Here is a 15568-nt window from a genome sequence, read left to right as displayed (position 1 = left end):
GCTAATCATGATAGTAAACGTTTATACTCATCCATTTCCATTTTTTGGTTTGCCCATATAGCTGGAGTATTTTTTTCTTCCATAGGAATATTTCGCCATAAACATGATAATAACCATCTCTGTATGTCATTCTTTTCGTTTGAGTTAATATAAATTGCGGAACCAAAAAATATTGCTGTAACAATAATTATACCAACAGGTCCTAATGCCAACCATCCGATTGAAAACGTTACAAGTGCTCCACCAAAAACAGCTGATATAATATATGCTCCCCCTAATAATATATCTCCATCTTTTTTTAAAAAAAGCTCATTAAACCCATAACAGAAATCCGATACAGCTGCCACATACCCTGCCACAGCAAAAACTCTTGAAGTAATTGAAAAACGCCTTGCATATTTTATTATCTTTTCTTCACTTCCTAATCTTGCCACATATTTATGATCTTTAAATTTGGCTAATGAACGAGAAATAGTATCAAAAAGAGTACCTGCAGCGCCAACGATATTAGCTAAGTATTTTAGTATATTCTCTGAATCTTTTCCAGCATCTCCCCATGCCATATATAATGCACTACCTTGAAAAATTAATGAAGCTATACACCCTGAAAATTGAGTCTTATTTAATTTATTCTGAACCGATTTACTATTATATTTATCTTTAAAGTTCTTGGATTTTTCTTCATATTTAGCTTTAGCCTCAGCCAGCTTCTTTCTAGCCTCTCCATTAAAAACGTAATTTCTAAGCTCTTTTTCTGATGTTATTATGTATTCAATTCTTTTTATTACTTTCTTGGCCTCCTTTATTTCTTTATTAGTTTTTAATAATTCCTTTATTTTTTCAGCTTCTTTTCTATCCACCATAACTAGAAATTTTCGTCGTACGTCTACATCCATTTTTACACCGATCAACTTTAGCTTCCTCATTTCTCTCCCTACAACCTGAGACAAACTAGTCGATATTTTTTTATTTTTCACATCTAAGGTTTTCGCCAATTCCTCTGTTACCACTTTGATACATTCTTTTTGTTTTCCCTCAAAAATTATTTGCATCACTTCTTTTCCATTAGTAGCTGCCATAGCAATGATTGCAGGTAATGGAGCATTATTTATCCCTATATTGACCACACGAAATAAAGCTCCATTTATATTATTTAAATAAAGCTCCAATTTATTTGCAACATCATCAAATTTAGCAATACTATCAGCTGCTCCATCAAATATTTTATTCCATGGTAAACTTGCATAATTATAAGAATTACCTACTGCTTTATTGTAAGCATTTACTTCTTTGTTAGAATTGTTTACTGCTTTATTGGATTCATCTATTGCATCATTAGTTTTATTAATAAATGAATCATTATTTAAAAACATAGCGCGAAGTATGAAATTATCTTCAGTAATTTTTTCTTGTTTTAGCTGATCAACAATATACTTAATAACTTTATCTTGATCTGCCATACCATCTATGCAATCATTGACTGCTTGTACATATAGCAAAGAACATATTTCATTATTTGAATCATAATCATACATTAATTTAGATTTTAATATGTCATTTTTCAACCAATTTAAGTACATATCAATTATAGGAGACAATGTTTTTTCTATATAACTAGAAGTATCTCTTTGATATTTTTCTAAAAAATCTTTTTCTTTTTTTCTATCTATATATTTTTCATACTTTTCATTCCAAAAATCTTCAACCCTTTTATTTAAAGATTTAATATGCTTATCTGTATATTTGTTTTTTTCATATTCGACATCAATGGTACCAAAATAATTACGAGATTTAGCACCTCTATCATATGATTCTTCTAGCCATACATCATGTTCTTGACATTCTTTTCTATACTGATTACATACTATTTCTTTTAATCCAGATAACATCGATGACAATTCAACTTCTCTAGAGTAATTTGGATTATTTGTGAAATTTTCATTAAAAAGATAATTACAAAGAAATGATATATCTTTAATAATACCAACTGGGTCAGATAGTAATAAAATAACTCCTTTTTTAGGATGAAGTTGATTGGCCTCATTAATTATATTATTAGCTTTCTCTCTATTTTTATCTTTAAAAAAAACATAGTAAGAATCTAATCCTCCCAATACTTTATTAATAGAATCAAATGTTTTTGTTTTTATTAACGAACATTCTCTTTCAATAATTTCCTTACTGAATTTATCGTTATATTCAATTACTGTATTTTGTAATTCACTCAAAAAACCCACATTGTCATTTTTATCTAATTCTTCTTTCAACCATGCATCCACATCGAAACGCTGCATGTTTTTAACTCGGTGCTTCTTATCTTCATGTTGTTTTTTCATGTCCTCTGACCAAGGAGCATCTGACCATGCAAACCAAACAATACCATTTTTTTCTTCTTTTTTCCCAATATGTAAAGTAATAAAAGAAGCTTTGGCTACTTTACTTTCGTTCTTCATACAAAGTGTTTTTTTCTCTGATTCTAAACACTCTGAATGCTTACCAGATTCTGGTTGCAAATAGTAATGACCTTTAGAATTAACCGTATATGTTTGCCACAAATTAGATTTTTCTGTATAGACATATAAAAAACCTTCACGCAATATACGAGCAGTGTAGCGTGCTTCATCAACCTGACCAACTGGTAATTTAGCACGATGACGGATATTTAATTCAGGCAAATCATCTGATTTACTCATAATCGCAGGCCGAGCCAAAAACACGGGTAATCCTTCACGCTGACAAAAACCACAACCTAATTCTGTATACATAACCAAAATTCCATTCTTTAATAAAAATCAGATAACGAGTTAAAAATCATTTTACTCATTATCATTAGGTTTCAATAATTCACTTTTTGCTTTTTCTAATTGATAATTATTGACTATCATCAGACTCATTGAAAAATACTCTCTGCATTCAGCCCCTTCCACCAGCAATGCTTTAAAATAACTATGTTCATAAAACAATGAGTGAATCGTTACGCCACACACGGCAAATGCAACCAAATCATTTCGATGGGTTAATTTAAATTTCTCCAACGCTACCTGAAATAAATTTTCAATTTCTATGCTCATGTTTTTTCTCTCATTGCGCTCAGTGATTGATGGCATTTTAGCCAGCACCTGATTTATCATGCCAATACGGTGAACACTGTTTATTTTGATATTGGCGGGGGCAATTTTAGTTGGCTCTTTTTCTGCGAATGAAAGCGTGTGCCATTCCCCTTCTAAATAGAAGGTCCAGTTTTTAATGGCATCCACCGCTAACTGGCTGCGAAAGGTATTGATATCCCACAACCAGGATAGATGAAATAACACTCTGGGGTCGTAATAACGCAAAATAAATCCTTTGCGTGATTCATTCTGAATATATAAACCGTGCACTAACCGGTTTTTCATCTCTTCGGGAGGGAGTTCACTGTCAAAAAACAGCGAGACCATTGGCTGAACTTTTCCTTCTATCGACTCACTGATATGGGTGAACAAATTTACCCACTGCTTCGCTGAAAGTTCATGCATGGAAATCAGCCATGGATATAAATTAGCCTGTGGCTCTAACAGTGGTGAAACCACTTCAATGACAGGTAATTCAACCTCAAGCTCGGGAAATAACGCCCTGTCTATCAGGGCATATCGATGGTTTTCCAAAGGCAGGGATTGTTGTAAATAATGAGGATACATATTGTCTAATACCTTAACTCAAGGGAACGGTGGCATCTCCACGGCTTGCCGCTTCTGAGGACATGGTTTCACAGGCGGTAAAATTCAGATGCGGCATACTGATCGTCGCAGGGCCTGCATAATTGAAGTTTGCGCTCTGTACCATGAAGTCTCCTTCCGTACCACTCTCTATCTTGGTGGGATCAAGGGTGATGTAAGAGCCGCCGCATTCAAATGTAATTTTTTTCTTGGCCGAAATGATGATTTCATCATCGGTACTGGTGATGCTGAGGTTTTTACTGGCGGTGATTTCCAGTGCATCTGTTTGCGCCTGAATCTGGAGTTTCCCCGCTACCGCAACCAATGTCATGCCCAGTTCATGCGCAAAAACGGATACTGCTTTTTTTGCCGCGATTGCGATGCGTTTTAGCGCAGAGACTTCTGTGTTCCCGCCCGATGTCATCACAATGTTGTTATTGGCACTGTGCTGAATGTGGTTGGGAGTCGATAATGCAATGCCTCCCGGTGCACTCGCCGCAATAACAGGTTCATTGATGTCATCAATGTAACCTTCCAGAAAACGCTCTTGGCTATGGGTATCTAAAGGCGCAACGTCAGCCGTTCGCATGATATTTGACAGGGATTCCGCCAAATTCAGGGCATCTTCCAGTTGCTGCTTGATTTGAGTGAGATCAAGCTGTTCACCGTTCGCAGTTTCTTGCTCTTCAGTACTGAGCAATAATCCTTTGCCAGCCCGAATTGCTCCCCAGCTATCTGTCCGCAATTCAAAGCCGTCACCCCGTTTTTTCCGCTCGGAATCGACAATATGGCCGAGGTTGAGCTGGCTTTTTCCGCCGTATTCGGTGCTCAGCTTAATATGTTCCTGCCCGCGTTTGTCTTCCATCCGCAGTTTGTTATTCGTCGGTGTGCGGATAACGTTGCGGGTATGGTTATGGGAGGTCACATGATCAGGGCGGTAGGAGTCATGCATGGCATGGGCGATATACGGCCTGTCCGGATCGCCTTCGTGGAATGCGATCGCCACTTCTGTGCCCTGGATCAGCGGGAAGTGCATCCCGTAGGTATCGCCGCCGTAGGGTTTCGCCAACCGGACGGGCATACTTTCATAGCCCTTGCGCTTTTCATCGCCATCAGAATCGAATTTGACCCAATACAAACCATCGGTGTTTTGGTGGGCGTAGAGGTCATTGGCGATGGGGCTGCTGACGCGGGCGGTCAGGGTGCCGCTGATCACCGGGCGGGGTTTCAGGGGCGGACGCCAGCACAGCATTTCGCTGAATGGGACGGCGGTGATTTTAACCAACAAGGCTTCTGCCCGGCTGCCTGTAAAGCGTAGTTGGGTCAGCAAAATGGGAGAGCGGAAAATCTCAGGCAGTGTCGAAGGAAGGATGCTGTCTTCAATGTTCAGAACCTGACCTGCCATCAGGGTGGGTTCGGTACTTTGCCCGTACAGCAGGGTTTGCCGTGACAGGAAGCGTTCGTGATCAAGACGTGCCCAGAAGTTCGCCGTTTCTGGTTCAGGGTAGAGTTTATCCCCGCGATCCAAGTGGCGCAGTTTGTAGTAGGTGACGTCACCGTAGGTGATGTCTTCGCCATCGCCGCGCGTCATGTCTGCTTGGGCAGAGTTCAGGATTTGCTGGGCAGTGCGGTAGTTGTAATCCTTGGTCTGGACGGAACGCTCCACCACCTGATGACGCTGGGTCAGCCCCCAAATGGAGGCCGTGCCAGTGTCATTCATGCCTGACGGGCTGCTTAACGGCAGGGTTTGACCGTATTCATAGCAGCGCTGTTTGTCACCAAAGTGGATCACTTCAGTCTGGGTATCCGGCTGTAAGCGGAAGGTGTAGAAAATCCCCCGTTCGGATAGCAGGCGCTCAATGAAAGCCCGGTCGCTTTCGTTAACCTGATTGATTTGTTCCCGTTTCGGGTAGGTGTTTTTGAGGTCGAACTCAAACTCCCATCCCTTGAAGTGATGTTCCCGTAAGATTTCTTCGACGATTTCCGGTACGGATTTATTCAGGAAGAATCGGTAGGAACGTTTTTGATTGCGCAACAGCGCAAATTTCGGTTCAAGGATAATCTGGTATTGCGCCTCGTCACGAGAACCCCCCAGTCGCTTGAAATCCGTTACGACACCATGGACAACCCGTTGTGTTTCTGGCGGCTTGGGAATGCCGAATGCGGTTTCCCCGAGTGTACGCAAGGTCAATGTTACGTTACGACGCAACATTTGTTGGGGTTGGATATCCTGCGATGGGCTGGTGAAGGCGATGCGATAGCGGTAAGTATCGCTCATGCCTTCACGGCCCGTGAAATCTTCAACGTCCAAGGCTGCATCGCAGCCTTGAATGGTGAGGGTATAGCGGTTCAATGTGTCGGCCAGTAAACTGCCTGCTTGTTTAGCGAGATCGAATAAGCCCATGGTCTATCTCCCTTAATGTGAGTTTCCTTCGTCATCAAATGTCAGCGTAATTCCCTCTTCCCCGTAACCCAGTGTCAATGTTGTTGACTGTTGTTGGGCGGACTGACGCATCAGCAGTTGCTGGCTCAGTACCGGCAGGATCTGCTGGTTCAGCAGGCTGTCGATGTTACGTGCGCCGGTATCCGGCAACAGGCAGGCTTCCACCAGCGTGTCATACAGAGATTCTTCCACGACGCAGTTCAGGCGGTAGTGCAGTTTCAGGCGCTTGGCAACCTGTGCCAGTTTCATTTCTACGATGGTACGCAATGCCTCAGCGCCCAGAGGGCGATAAATTACGGTCTGGAAACGCGCCAGCAGTGCAGGCTGGAAGTGGTCACGCAATATCGGGCGCAGCAGTTCATGCAGGACCGATTCGGATGATTCCGGCTGTTCTTCCAGCATCTGCATCAAGTGGTCACTGCCGAGGTTGGAGGTCATGACGATGACGGTGTTGCGGAAGTCAATTTCACGCCCTTCCCCGTCGCGCATGAAGCCACGGTCAAATACCTGATAGAACAGGTTCATCACGTCACGGTGAGCTTTTTCGACTTCATCCAGCAGGACAACGCTGTAAGGCCGTTTGCGCACCGCTTCGGTGAGGATACCGCCCTGCCCATATCCCACATAACCCGGAGGTGAACCTTTGAGTTGGCTGACGGTATGCGGTTCTTGGTATTCCGATAAGTTGATGGTGATCAGGGATTTTTCCCCGCCAAACAGGGTATCTGCCAGCGCCAGGGCGGTTTCAGTTTTACCGATGCCACTCGGCCCGACCAGCAAGAATACGCCCAACGGCCCGTTTTCAGATGCCAAACCGGTTTTCGCCGCACGTAAACGCTGTGCCATGGTTTCCAGCGCATGGGACTGACCCACGACGCGTTTACCCAGATGGTGTTCCAGCTCCAGCAGTTCAGCCTGCTCATCTTTCATCAGGCTGGATAGCGGCACGCCGGTCCAGTCAGCGATAACAGTTGCCACCGTGCGGACATCCACATCCAGCCCCAGCAGCGGTGCACCGTTCTGGATCTCTGCCAGTTGTTGTTGCAGGCGGGTGTTTTCATCAGGATTGTTGTCGGATTGACGGCAAGCCAGTAGCTGTTCAGTCAGGGCTTTTTCTTTCTGGTACTGTTCTTCTATTTGTGCCAACTGTGTTTCCAGTTCATCCCGACGAAGCTGGATATCAGTCAGGCGGGTTTCTTCCACCGGATTGCCTACTGCCTTGTCTTCCAGCAACGCGTCAGATTCCAGCGCCAGTGCCGCCAATTCAGCACGCAAACGCACCAGAATGTCCGGCTGGGTATCAAGGCTCATGCGAACACGGGCGCTGGCGGTATCCAGCAAATCGACTGCCTTGTCTGGTAATTGGCGGCCGGTGAGGTAACGGCGGGATAAGGTGACGGCGGCTTTTACGGCATCATCGGTGATGTGTACACCGTGGTATTTTGCATAGCGGGATTTCAGGCCACGCAGCATCAGGCTCGCTTTGTCATCGTCCGGCTCATCCACTTTCACTATCTGGAAGCGGCGCTCCAGTGCAGCATCCCGTTCAAAATACTGTTTGTATTCCGACCAAGTTGTTGCTGCGATGGTACGCAATTCACCGCGCGCCAGTGCTGGTTTCAGCAGGTTAGCCGCATCCGCGCCCCCCGCCTGATTGCCGGCGCCGATAATGGTATGGGCTTCGTCAATAAATAGCAGGATAGGCGTTGGAGATTGTTGCACTGCATCAATGATGTTTTTCAGGCGTTGTTCAAATTCCCCTTTCACACCAGCACCGGCTTGCAGCAGCCCCAGATCCAGTGTACGCAGGCTGACGGTTTTCAGGCTTTCAGGAACATTGCCCTCGGCAATGCGCAGGGCCAATCCTTCCACCAGCGCAGTTTTACCGACGCCCGGTTCACCCACCAGAATCGGGTTGTTTTTACGGCGGCGGGAAAGAATATCGACCATTTGGCGAATTTCATCATCCCGACCAAATACGGGGTCAATATTGCCCGATTTAGCCTTGGCTGTGACATCCAGGGTGAATTTATCCAGCACCGCCAACAGTGCATCGGATAATGGCTGACCGGCCAGTGGTGCAGAGGTTTTACCGGATGTTTCCACTGACAAACCTGTTGTGTCGTGCCCCAACATAGCTTGCTGTTGCAATTCCGGACGTTCTTCAGACTGCGCATCCAGCAGCGGGCGCAAACGTTGCAGCTGAGAAGAGCCGAGGGTCAGTAATGGCCAGACACCATCACAACCCACCAATGACGGGGTTTCGATCAGGGCTGACAGTAAATGGACACTGCGGATACTTGGCTCGCCCTCATCCAGCGAAGCCAGCAGCCAGGCATTTTTGATGAGCGTGAGTAATGAGTTGGACAGTTGGGGACGGCTGTGCACAGTACGAGGATAACTATCAATGTGGTCCAGCAGAGATTGCCAGAGCGTGCCCATATCCCATTCATAACGGCGGGCCAGCACGGTGATGTCACTTTCACCCCGCTCCAGGATCTTGAGAAGCCAATGTTCCACCGTAATTTCTGCGTGCGTTCGTGTCTGGCACAAGGAAGCAGCGGCTTCCAGTGCCTGTGCACAATACGGGTTTAACCGGCGCAATAGCATTGCGGATTGATTTTCCATAGTTTTTTTCCTTGCTTACTTGTCGGAGAGAGATCCCGATATCCCGGTACGCTACCGCCCATAACCGTTAACCGAGGCCCATGAGGTCGCGAAGATAAGTTGTTGCTCCCTTTACCAAATCCCCGTATCCAAAAGGGGAAACTCACTTTATTTGGCGAGTTATTCAACTGCTTATTCAACACAGGGGCTTGGCAAAAAAAACAAATCAGAAAAAACTGTATGCAAAAAACTATGTGCAGCATGTGCAAATTAAAAAATGAAAAAATTAAAAAGCAGGCAGTTTCCTGCCTGCTGAAGAAAGACTTCGTTAAGCGGTTTTACGCTCATTCCAAGAATCAGAATGGATGACGTTACCGTCTTTGTAAGTCCAGGTGATTTTTTCATAACGCAGCTCGATTTCTTCGAGGTGGTTATGTTTCTCTTTGGCGGGATCTTTGATGTCATGCATCTTAGGTGCCACTTTCACCACTTTGACGTTTTCCAGCGTGGTGTTGAAATATTCAACTTCCTGACCTGCGTCATCGATCCGATACCATTTGAATTCAGCCTTTTTCAGTGTCTGACCTGTAGTCACTGCTTTGTACAGATAAGGGCTGGACGCATCGATTTCCTTAACGAAAATAAATGGGGTATGAATACGGGTGCCAGTCAGTTTACCGGTGTTGTTATCGGTTGGGATGTACAGGTTGTGATCCTGAGCCACCACTTCGATACTGCCTTCACGACTTTGCACGTCGACAGAGCCTTTGATATCCGCGCCACCATCATCTTGCAGCCATAAATAAACAGGTATTGCCATTTTATTTCTCCATAACATGGTTCAGTTCTTCACCCAGTTCCGGTGAAGACAAGCTCGCTGGTGCCTGACAGCCATTCGCCTGTGGCACCAGACGAATTTCAACACGGCGGTTGGCCGCACGGCCTGCTTCCGTGTCATTGGATGCGACAGGATGGTCTGAACCATACCCTTGCACCCTAAAACACGCGGCCGGAATGTCGCTGTTCTGCAACATCCAATCGCGTACTGCTTCAGCCCTCTTCAAAGAAAGTCGCTGATTAAATGCAGAATTGCCGGTGTTATCGGTATAACCAGAAATCACAATCTGATGGCCTGACTGGCCTTTGATCTGAACGAGGGCGCTGATAAGTACTTTATTCGCATCAGGTTTCAGGGCCGATTTCCCGACACCAAACAGTGCCAAACTATCCAGGCTCACTGTCTGAGGAGTTGGTTCGACTATCGGTTCGGGTTCTGGCTTAGGCTCTGGTGGCAAAGGCGGAGCCCAGCTGGCAATGGCATCCTGCACGGGAGGTAACATGCGTTGTCCCTGATATAGCCCCAATGAGTGAGAAACCGGTTCACCTTTGCGGTGCCACTCTGAAAGTAAATTTGCATCATCTTTCAGCCGGTTCCATGCCTGCATTTTCGGCTCGACAGGCTCACCTTCCAGACGGTGGAACAGCACCAGATCATCCTGGATCTGTGTCAGCAATCGTTTGTTATTGCTGTAACTGGCCAACAGCGCCAGCAGCAAGAACACGCCGCCAATGACACCTGCAATGCCGGTATAGACTTCTATTGTGGTCAATCGGGAATGGCGGGGCAGTTGGGTAAGCAAAACATCGGGAAAAGGCAATGGAGCGGCATTATCAGTATCGGCCGCCGACGGAACACCCAATGTTGTCGTTCCACTAAGCTGCTGTAGCCAGAGGTTGTTGGAAACGGCTTTCACGGGCGCAAATGCCAATGCCACGGCACACGGCGTCAATGAAGGTGTTCCCGGCTGCGGCAATGCTAACAAGGGCAAGAACTGTTTATTCAGCCATTGCACAAACTGATCCAACCACAAAACTTCAGAAGAATGTGACAGATATTTTCCTTTTTCCGACACAGACCAGGCAGATAATGACTGAGTCGTTTGTGTCGTTCCCCTTACCTGAAAGCCGGTTGCCGCATCATGCAGCGTAAACCACGTTGATGAAGCCTGGGATGATGAGGTATCTGGTTTGATCAATGGGTTAAGGTGACTGCACACCCAGAAAGGCGGAACATGCCCAATCCATTGTCGGCTTTCACCCAGTGCCCTGCGCCACTCCAGAACGGATTGCTGCAATTTGTCCTGATCATGTAACTTCTCAGGTGCAACACTAAACATGACTGAAAGATTAGCCAGTAAACCCGACGCATTTTCAGCAATATGCTGGACTGTATGAACGAATGCTTTAGGCTCAGGCGTGGAAATATACCACCCCTGCAATGTTTCCCGATGGGAAACGCCCTGGCTGAACAGATCTTGGGAATGGCCGCATACCAGAACCAGTGCCCCACGGAAATCTTCCGCGGGCAGAGTCAGTTCACTGAGGCTGGTGTGTTGTTCCTGATACTGTTTAACCTGACTACGCCAACGGAAGATTAACCCTCCTACAATCGCCAGAGTAACCAGAGTCAACAGAAGACGCATACCAGTGCCCAGATGCCAGAATCCCCAGATCAGCAAGCCAGCCAGTAAAACCGCCAGCAAACACAGTCCTTGTTTGAACAAGATTCGCATCGAAGGATTATCCTTGATTAAGCCATTGGTGAACGAGTTGCTGCAAGGAAGATGACAATCCCCACCATAACGCGCCCAGCGCTACCAACCCGCCAATCCATCCCAGCCAATATTTGCGACGGCGGCTGAAATAACGGGCAGGCTGAGAAACCAGAGGTTGACTGGCAACCAGCGCATAAGGGGGGACTTGATTAGTGAGTGCCGTTAAGACATCTTCCCGATGATTATTTTCCGATTCTTGGTATTTACCACTGAATCCCAGGGTCAATACCCGATGGAAGCAAATCAATACAGCCGGATCAGGTGCAGGCTCATGAAGTACGGTCCGAATGCGATCCCAAAGTTTGTCCCCTGCCTCCAGTGTGTTGAAGTATTTGGTCTGAAGGGGTGATTGAAGCCACTGTTCATATCCTGCATCTTTCACACCACGATTCATCACACTTTCATCCAGTAAAGCACACTGGGCATATGACATATGATCAATTGCTGCGTTGGAAAAACCAGCATCTATAAGTGACTGGCGTGTTTTGTCAATTTGTTCACAGGCCCGACGATAAAGTGCCTTGCCATTTTCGATAGACACACCGTTGCGTAACTGGCACACCATCAGCCAGGTGTCGGCAAAAAGCGTATCAATGGTGACAGCGATATTTTTGTTTTGATTATTCATGAGCGCAGCACGGCAAATAATTCAAGTTGAACATCACCCAACGTTCCGGGTACATAGAAAGCGCAATGACCAGAATCCAGCATGGTTTTTGCCGAATCATTATTAAGCTCCAGCGCGAAATACTGATTTTCAAGCCGCATTGGAATTGCCGCAGGTACATGAGAAAGCGCTTTTAACGGAACACCGTTGAGTGCCACGTTGACCACGTTTGCAACTTCATCCGGACTGCCCACTTTACATAGCAACGGGAACTGAGTTTGCAGTAAATGGGCTGGCAGGGAAGAACGAACGGACAGGAAGAAATCCGCTTCTTCACGCAAACGACTGTCATTGAGATCGCCTTTCCAGAATTGACCGTCTTTTGTCAGTTCAATCGGAATAACACGGGAAGGCAGGCTGGCTTCCAGCAAATTATTCAGCAAATCAAATAATGGCGGGAAAACAGACGCCGGAGCCGTGTGCTGATAAGTCGGGATCGCCTCTGATTGATGTTCCAACGAAAAAGTCAATAAACTGCCAGTCAGACGAACCAGCTCACGGTAAAGCAGTTCAGGGTGACGGGTCGGGCTTTCCAGCAATTCAGCGAGTACCGGTTCAGCACTATTCAAAGAGTTAAGCAACCAAAACAGCGATACGTCAGCAACGGCAAAATCCGCTAAACGTTCATTGCTTTCCCGACGAATGCTCATCAAACGGCGACGCTTGGCTTTCAGGCGATGCATCAAATCTGTCAGTGATTCCATCAGTCTGGGACTGGCGGAACATGACAGCATGGGCGGGATAAAGTGGCGATCAAATGTCCACTGCCCCTGAGAGTTACGGATCAAACGCGCCACCGGGCATGTCAGGTAAGCCCCGTTTTCTTCATGAGCATAACGCAAGGTAATTGCGTAACGTTCAATCGCAATATCTGTCAGTTCATTGCCAATCAGATCCTGAACAGACATCCACTCTTGTTGGTAGCGGCGGGGCCGATCATTGTGCCCGTCCAATGCCAGATTACCGCCATTCGCCTGCAATAAAGGCAAAGACAGTACGATATCGACACTCTCACGCCCATCAATGGAAGAAAGATCAACGGCGGGCGGGAGATTATCCGCCACCGCAGTATCAATCACAGTACCATCGGGGAAACGTACAATAAGTTTGATCGCATTTAATCGGGATATTGCCAATGCACCTTCATCAAACTCTGCTTCCAATACCCCCCAAGGATGAGCAATGCCCATGTTTGCCACGATGTCAGTAACATATGATCCCCAGCGCGCTTGCTGCTGGAATTGTTGTGGAGCCAAAAAGGCTCCATCAGTCCATAACGGGCGGTAAATCTTCATATCATCCCCTGCTTACGCTTTGGCTTTCGGCATCTGGGAAACCAGGGACAGGTTGATGTCCATGCCTTCCACCTGGAAGTGCGGCACCGCGTACAGCTTCACGCGGAAGAAACCCGGGTTGTCCTCGATGTCTTCCACCACCACTTTCGCATCGCGCAGCGGGTGCGACGCCTGCAGGTCATCACTCGGGTCGGTCATTTCCGTCACCAGCCCGCGCACCCAGTTGTTCAGCTCCAGCTCCAGCAACCGCCGGTCCTTGGTGGTGCCGATGTTCTCCCGCTGGATAAGCTTCAGGTAATGCGCGATGCGCGACAGCAGGAAGATGTACGGCAACCGCGCGTTGATGCGGCTGTTCGCCGTCGCATCCGCCGTGTCATACAGCGCCGGCTTCTGGCTCGAGTTCGCCGAGAAGAAGCACGCGTAATCGCGGTTTTTGTAGTACGACAGCGGGATGAAGCCCAGGTTGGCGAACTCAAATTCGCGGGTTTCCGGGATCATCACTTCCGACGGGATTTTCACCTGGCTGCCCGTGCCCAAATCATACAGGTGGATGGGCAGGTCCTTCACCGCCCCGCCCGCCTGCGGGCCGCGGATTTGCACGCACCAGCCGTTGTTGATGAAGCTCTTCATCATGTTCGCCGCAAACGCAAACGTCGCGTTGGTCCACAGGTATTTCTCGTGGTCCGGCCCCTTCACCTCTTCCACGTAGTTGAAGTTGCGCACCGGCACTGTGTCCGGCCCGTACGGCAGGCGGCCCAGCACCCGCGGCATCGTCAGCCCGATGTAGCGCGCATCATCCGATTCCCGGAACGCCTTCCACTTGATGTATTCCGCCCGGTCAAAGTAGTTGCCGATGTCCTTGATGGCCGCCACTTCTTCCATGGTGTCCTTGCCGAAGAACGCCGGTCCCACCGAGCCGATGAACGGCATGTGCGCCGACGCCGCCACCTTCGCGATGTTGCGCAGCAGTGCCACGTCCTGCGGGCCCCGGCCAAACTCATAGTTCGAGATGACCGCCGCTATCGGCTCACCGCCCGGGGTGTCGTATTCCTGGATGTAGGTGTGGTGGTACAGCCCGCTCTGGATGATTTCCGGGCTGTCCTCAAAGTCCTGCCGCAGGTCATCCTTCGCGATGTCCAGCAGCTCCAGTTTCACGTTCTGGCGGAAATCCGTCCGGTCCACCAGAAATTTCAGCCCGCGCCACGCCGATTCCACCTGCTGGAATGCCGGGTGGTGCATTACCGCGTCCAGCTGCCGGCTGATTTGCTGGTCCAGCTCCGCAATGTGGTGGTCGAGCAGCGTCTTGTCCAGCCGCTCTACTTGCTGGCCCGCCGCCTTCAGCCGCTCCAGGAACACCTGCACCGCCGCCGTCACGCGCTCGTCCGCCGTCGCATCCGCCAGCGCCGCGTTGTCCTGGTAGGCATTGATATCCCCCAGCCGGCCCACCGGGGTCAGGTTAATTTTTTCAAACAGGGACGCATACACACTGCTGGCCGCTTGCTGCGCCAGCACCGTCTCCTGTGCCGCTTGGGTTGTTTCCGTATTGACAGACATCAGCATAATCCTGTTATGAATGGGTCCAGTGGGTTAGTCGTGTTCCGGGGCCAGCCCCGCCAGTTCACTGCGCAACTCGTCACTCAGGGACGGGTCTTTCAGGATAGCTTCCAGCTCCCGGCGGAACGTCGCGTTGTCCAGCAGGTTCGATTTCAGGTCGCGCAACAGGTTGCGCATCGCCAGCATTGCCCGCAGCGGCGGGATTTGGCGCGCCACCTGCTCCGGCTCAAAGTCCTGCATGTCCCTGAACGTCAGCGCCACGCTCTCCTCACTGCCGTCCCCCGCCAGGGTGTTTTCCACCGTCAGGTTGACCCGCGGGCTGAAATCCGCCAGCACGCTGTTGAAGTTGTTTTTGTTGATGTTGATTTTTTCGCGCTCGGACAGGGGACGGGTGTCCTGACCGTTGCTGTAATCCCCCACCGCCAGTAATTTCAGGGGCAATTCCACTTTCTTCTGTGCCCCGCCCGTGTGCAGGTCAAGCCTGATGTTGACGCGGGCCTTGGGGACTTCGTTCTGGAAACTGTCTGACATGGTTTTTGTCCTTCAAAACAAGTGACTGTCTGCTGTCCTATAGCAATGGTTCTTCTGTCCTCAATAGTCCTTTTCTACCCTCAATAAATGGCTCAGCAACTTAGATCAAACCATAAACCAAAAGATAGCAGGACACATTTAAGTCATAACCAATTCAAATG

General features: G+C 48.0%; 10 protein-coding genes. All 10 read right to left on the bottom strand.

What is annotated here, in order from left to right; translation table 11 throughout:
• Positions 1 to 5: 5 nt before the first annotated feature.
• The 10 genes from Xsze_RS10440 to tssB all read right to left on the bottom strand — a co-directional run bounded on the left by Xsze_RS10440 (position 6) and on the right by tssB (position 15407).
• Positions 6 to 2765 carry a T6SS effector BTH_I2691 family protein gene (locus Xsze_RS10440; protein WP_038241833.1) on the bottom strand — a complete coding sequence of 920 codons (2760 nt, stop codon included), beginning with the start codon at positions 2763 to 2765 and terminating at the stop codon, positions 6 to 8.
• Between the two features lie 51 nt (positions 2766 to 2816).
• Positions 2817 to 3677, bottom strand: a complete 861-nt coding sequence (locus Xsze_RS10435) for a DUF4123 domain-containing protein (RefSeq protein WP_099139128.1) — start codon at positions 3675 to 3677, stop codon at positions 2817 to 2819.
• A gap of 13 nt (positions 3678 to 3690) precedes the next feature.
• On the bottom strand, positions 3691 to 6099 hold the full coding sequence (locus Xsze_RS10430) for a type VI secretion system Vgr family protein (protein ID WP_099139127.1): 2409 nt from the start codon (positions 6097 to 6099) through the stop codon (positions 3691 to 3693).
• 12 nt (positions 6100 to 6111) lie between these two features.
• Positions 6112 to 8766 carry a type VI secretion system ATPase TssH gene (gene tssH / locus Xsze_RS10425; RefSeq protein WP_038241811.1) on the bottom strand — a complete coding sequence of 885 codons (2655 nt, stop codon included), beginning with the start codon at positions 8764 to 8766 and terminating at the stop codon, positions 6112 to 6114.
• 307 nt (positions 8767 to 9073) lie between these two features.
• Positions 9074 to 9565: an Hcp family type VI secretion system effector gene (locus Xsze_RS10420; protein ID WP_038241809.1), complete on the bottom strand. Its 492-nt coding sequence runs from the start codon at positions 9563 to 9565 to the stop codon at positions 9074 to 9076.
• 1 nt (position 9566) lies between these two features.
• Positions 9567 to 11318 (bottom strand): OmpA family protein, encoded by a 1752-nt coding sequence (locus Xsze_RS10415; RefSeq protein ID WP_038241808.1) that lies wholly within the window; start codon positions 11316 to 11318, stop codon positions 9567 to 9569.
• A gap of 7 nt (positions 11319 to 11325) precedes the next feature.
• Positions 11326 to 11988, bottom strand: a complete 663-nt coding sequence (tssL, locus tag Xsze_RS10410; protein WP_038241805.1) for a type VI secretion system protein TssL, short form — start codon at positions 11986 to 11988, stop codon at positions 11326 to 11328.
• Positions 11985 to 13322 carry a type VI secretion system baseplate subunit TssK gene (tssK, locus tag Xsze_RS10405; RefSeq protein ID WP_038241802.1) on the bottom strand — a complete coding sequence of 446 codons (1338 nt, stop codon included), beginning with the start codon at positions 13320 to 13322 and terminating at the stop codon, positions 11985 to 11987. The genes tssL and tssK overlap by 4 nt, the downstream gene beginning before the upstream one ends.
• A 12-nt stretch (positions 13323 to 13334) precedes the next feature.
• On the bottom strand, positions 13335 to 14882 hold the full coding sequence (gene tssC / locus Xsze_RS10400; protein ID WP_099139126.1) for a type VI secretion system contractile sheath large subunit: 1548 nt from the start codon (positions 14880 to 14882) through the stop codon (positions 13335 to 13337).
• Between the two features lie 27 nt (positions 14883 to 14909).
• On the bottom strand, positions 14910 to 15407 hold the full coding sequence (gene tssB / locus Xsze_RS10395; protein ID WP_099138330.1) for a type VI secretion system contractile sheath small subunit: 498 nt from the start codon (positions 15405 to 15407) through the stop codon (positions 14910 to 14912).
• Positions 15408 to 15568: the final 161 nt, after the last annotated feature.

It is taken from the genome of Xenorhabdus szentirmaii DSM 16338 (genome assembly GCF_002632585.1).
Taxonomy (GTDB): Bacteria; Pseudomonadota; Gammaproteobacteria; order Enterobacterales; family Enterobacteriaceae; genus Xenorhabdus; species Xenorhabdus szentirmaii.
Note: the sequence above shows the minus strand (reverse complement) of the source record. Positions and strands in the feature narration are given on the sequence as shown.

Bases quoted from the DNA above. Each gene is read 5' to 3' on its own strand.
- tssK (WP_038241802.1), bottom strand. From the start codon at position 13,322: ATGAAGATTTACCGCCCGTTATGGACTGATGGAGCCTTTTTGGCTCCA.
- Xsze_RS10435 (WP_099139128.1), bottom strand. From the start codon at position 3,677: ATGTATCCTCATTATTTACAACAATCCCTGCCTTTGGAAAACCATCGA.
- Xsze_RS10415 (WP_038241808.1), bottom strand. From the start codon at position 11,318: ATGCGAATCTTGTTCAAACAAGGACTGTGTTTGCTGGCGGTTTTACTG.
- Xsze_RS10430 (WP_099139127.1), bottom strand. From the start codon at position 6,099: ATGGGCTTATTCGATCTCGCTAAACAAGCAGGCAGTTTACTGGCCGAC.
- Xsze_RS10420 (WP_038241809.1), bottom strand. From the start codon at position 9,565: ATGGCAATACCTGTTTATTTATGGCTGCAAGATGATGGTGGCGCGGAT.
- tssL (WP_038241805.1), bottom strand. From the start codon at position 11,988: ATGAATAATCAAAACAAAAATATCGCTGTCACCATTGATACGCTTTTT.
- Xsze_RS10440 (WP_038241833.1), bottom strand. From the start codon at position 2,765: ATGTATACAGAATTAGGTTGTGGTTTTTGTCAGCGTGAAGGATTACCC.
- tssC (WP_099139126.1), bottom strand. From the start codon at position 14,882: ATGCTGATGTCTGTCAATACGGAAACAACCCAAGCGGCACAGGAGACG.
- tssB (WP_099138330.1), bottom strand. From the start codon at position 15,407: ATGTCAGACAGTTTCCAGAACGAAGTCCCCAAGGCCCGCGTCAACATC.
- tssH (WP_038241811.1), bottom strand. From the start codon at position 8,766: ATGGAAAATCAATCCGCAATGCTATTGCGCCGGTTAAACCCGTATTGT.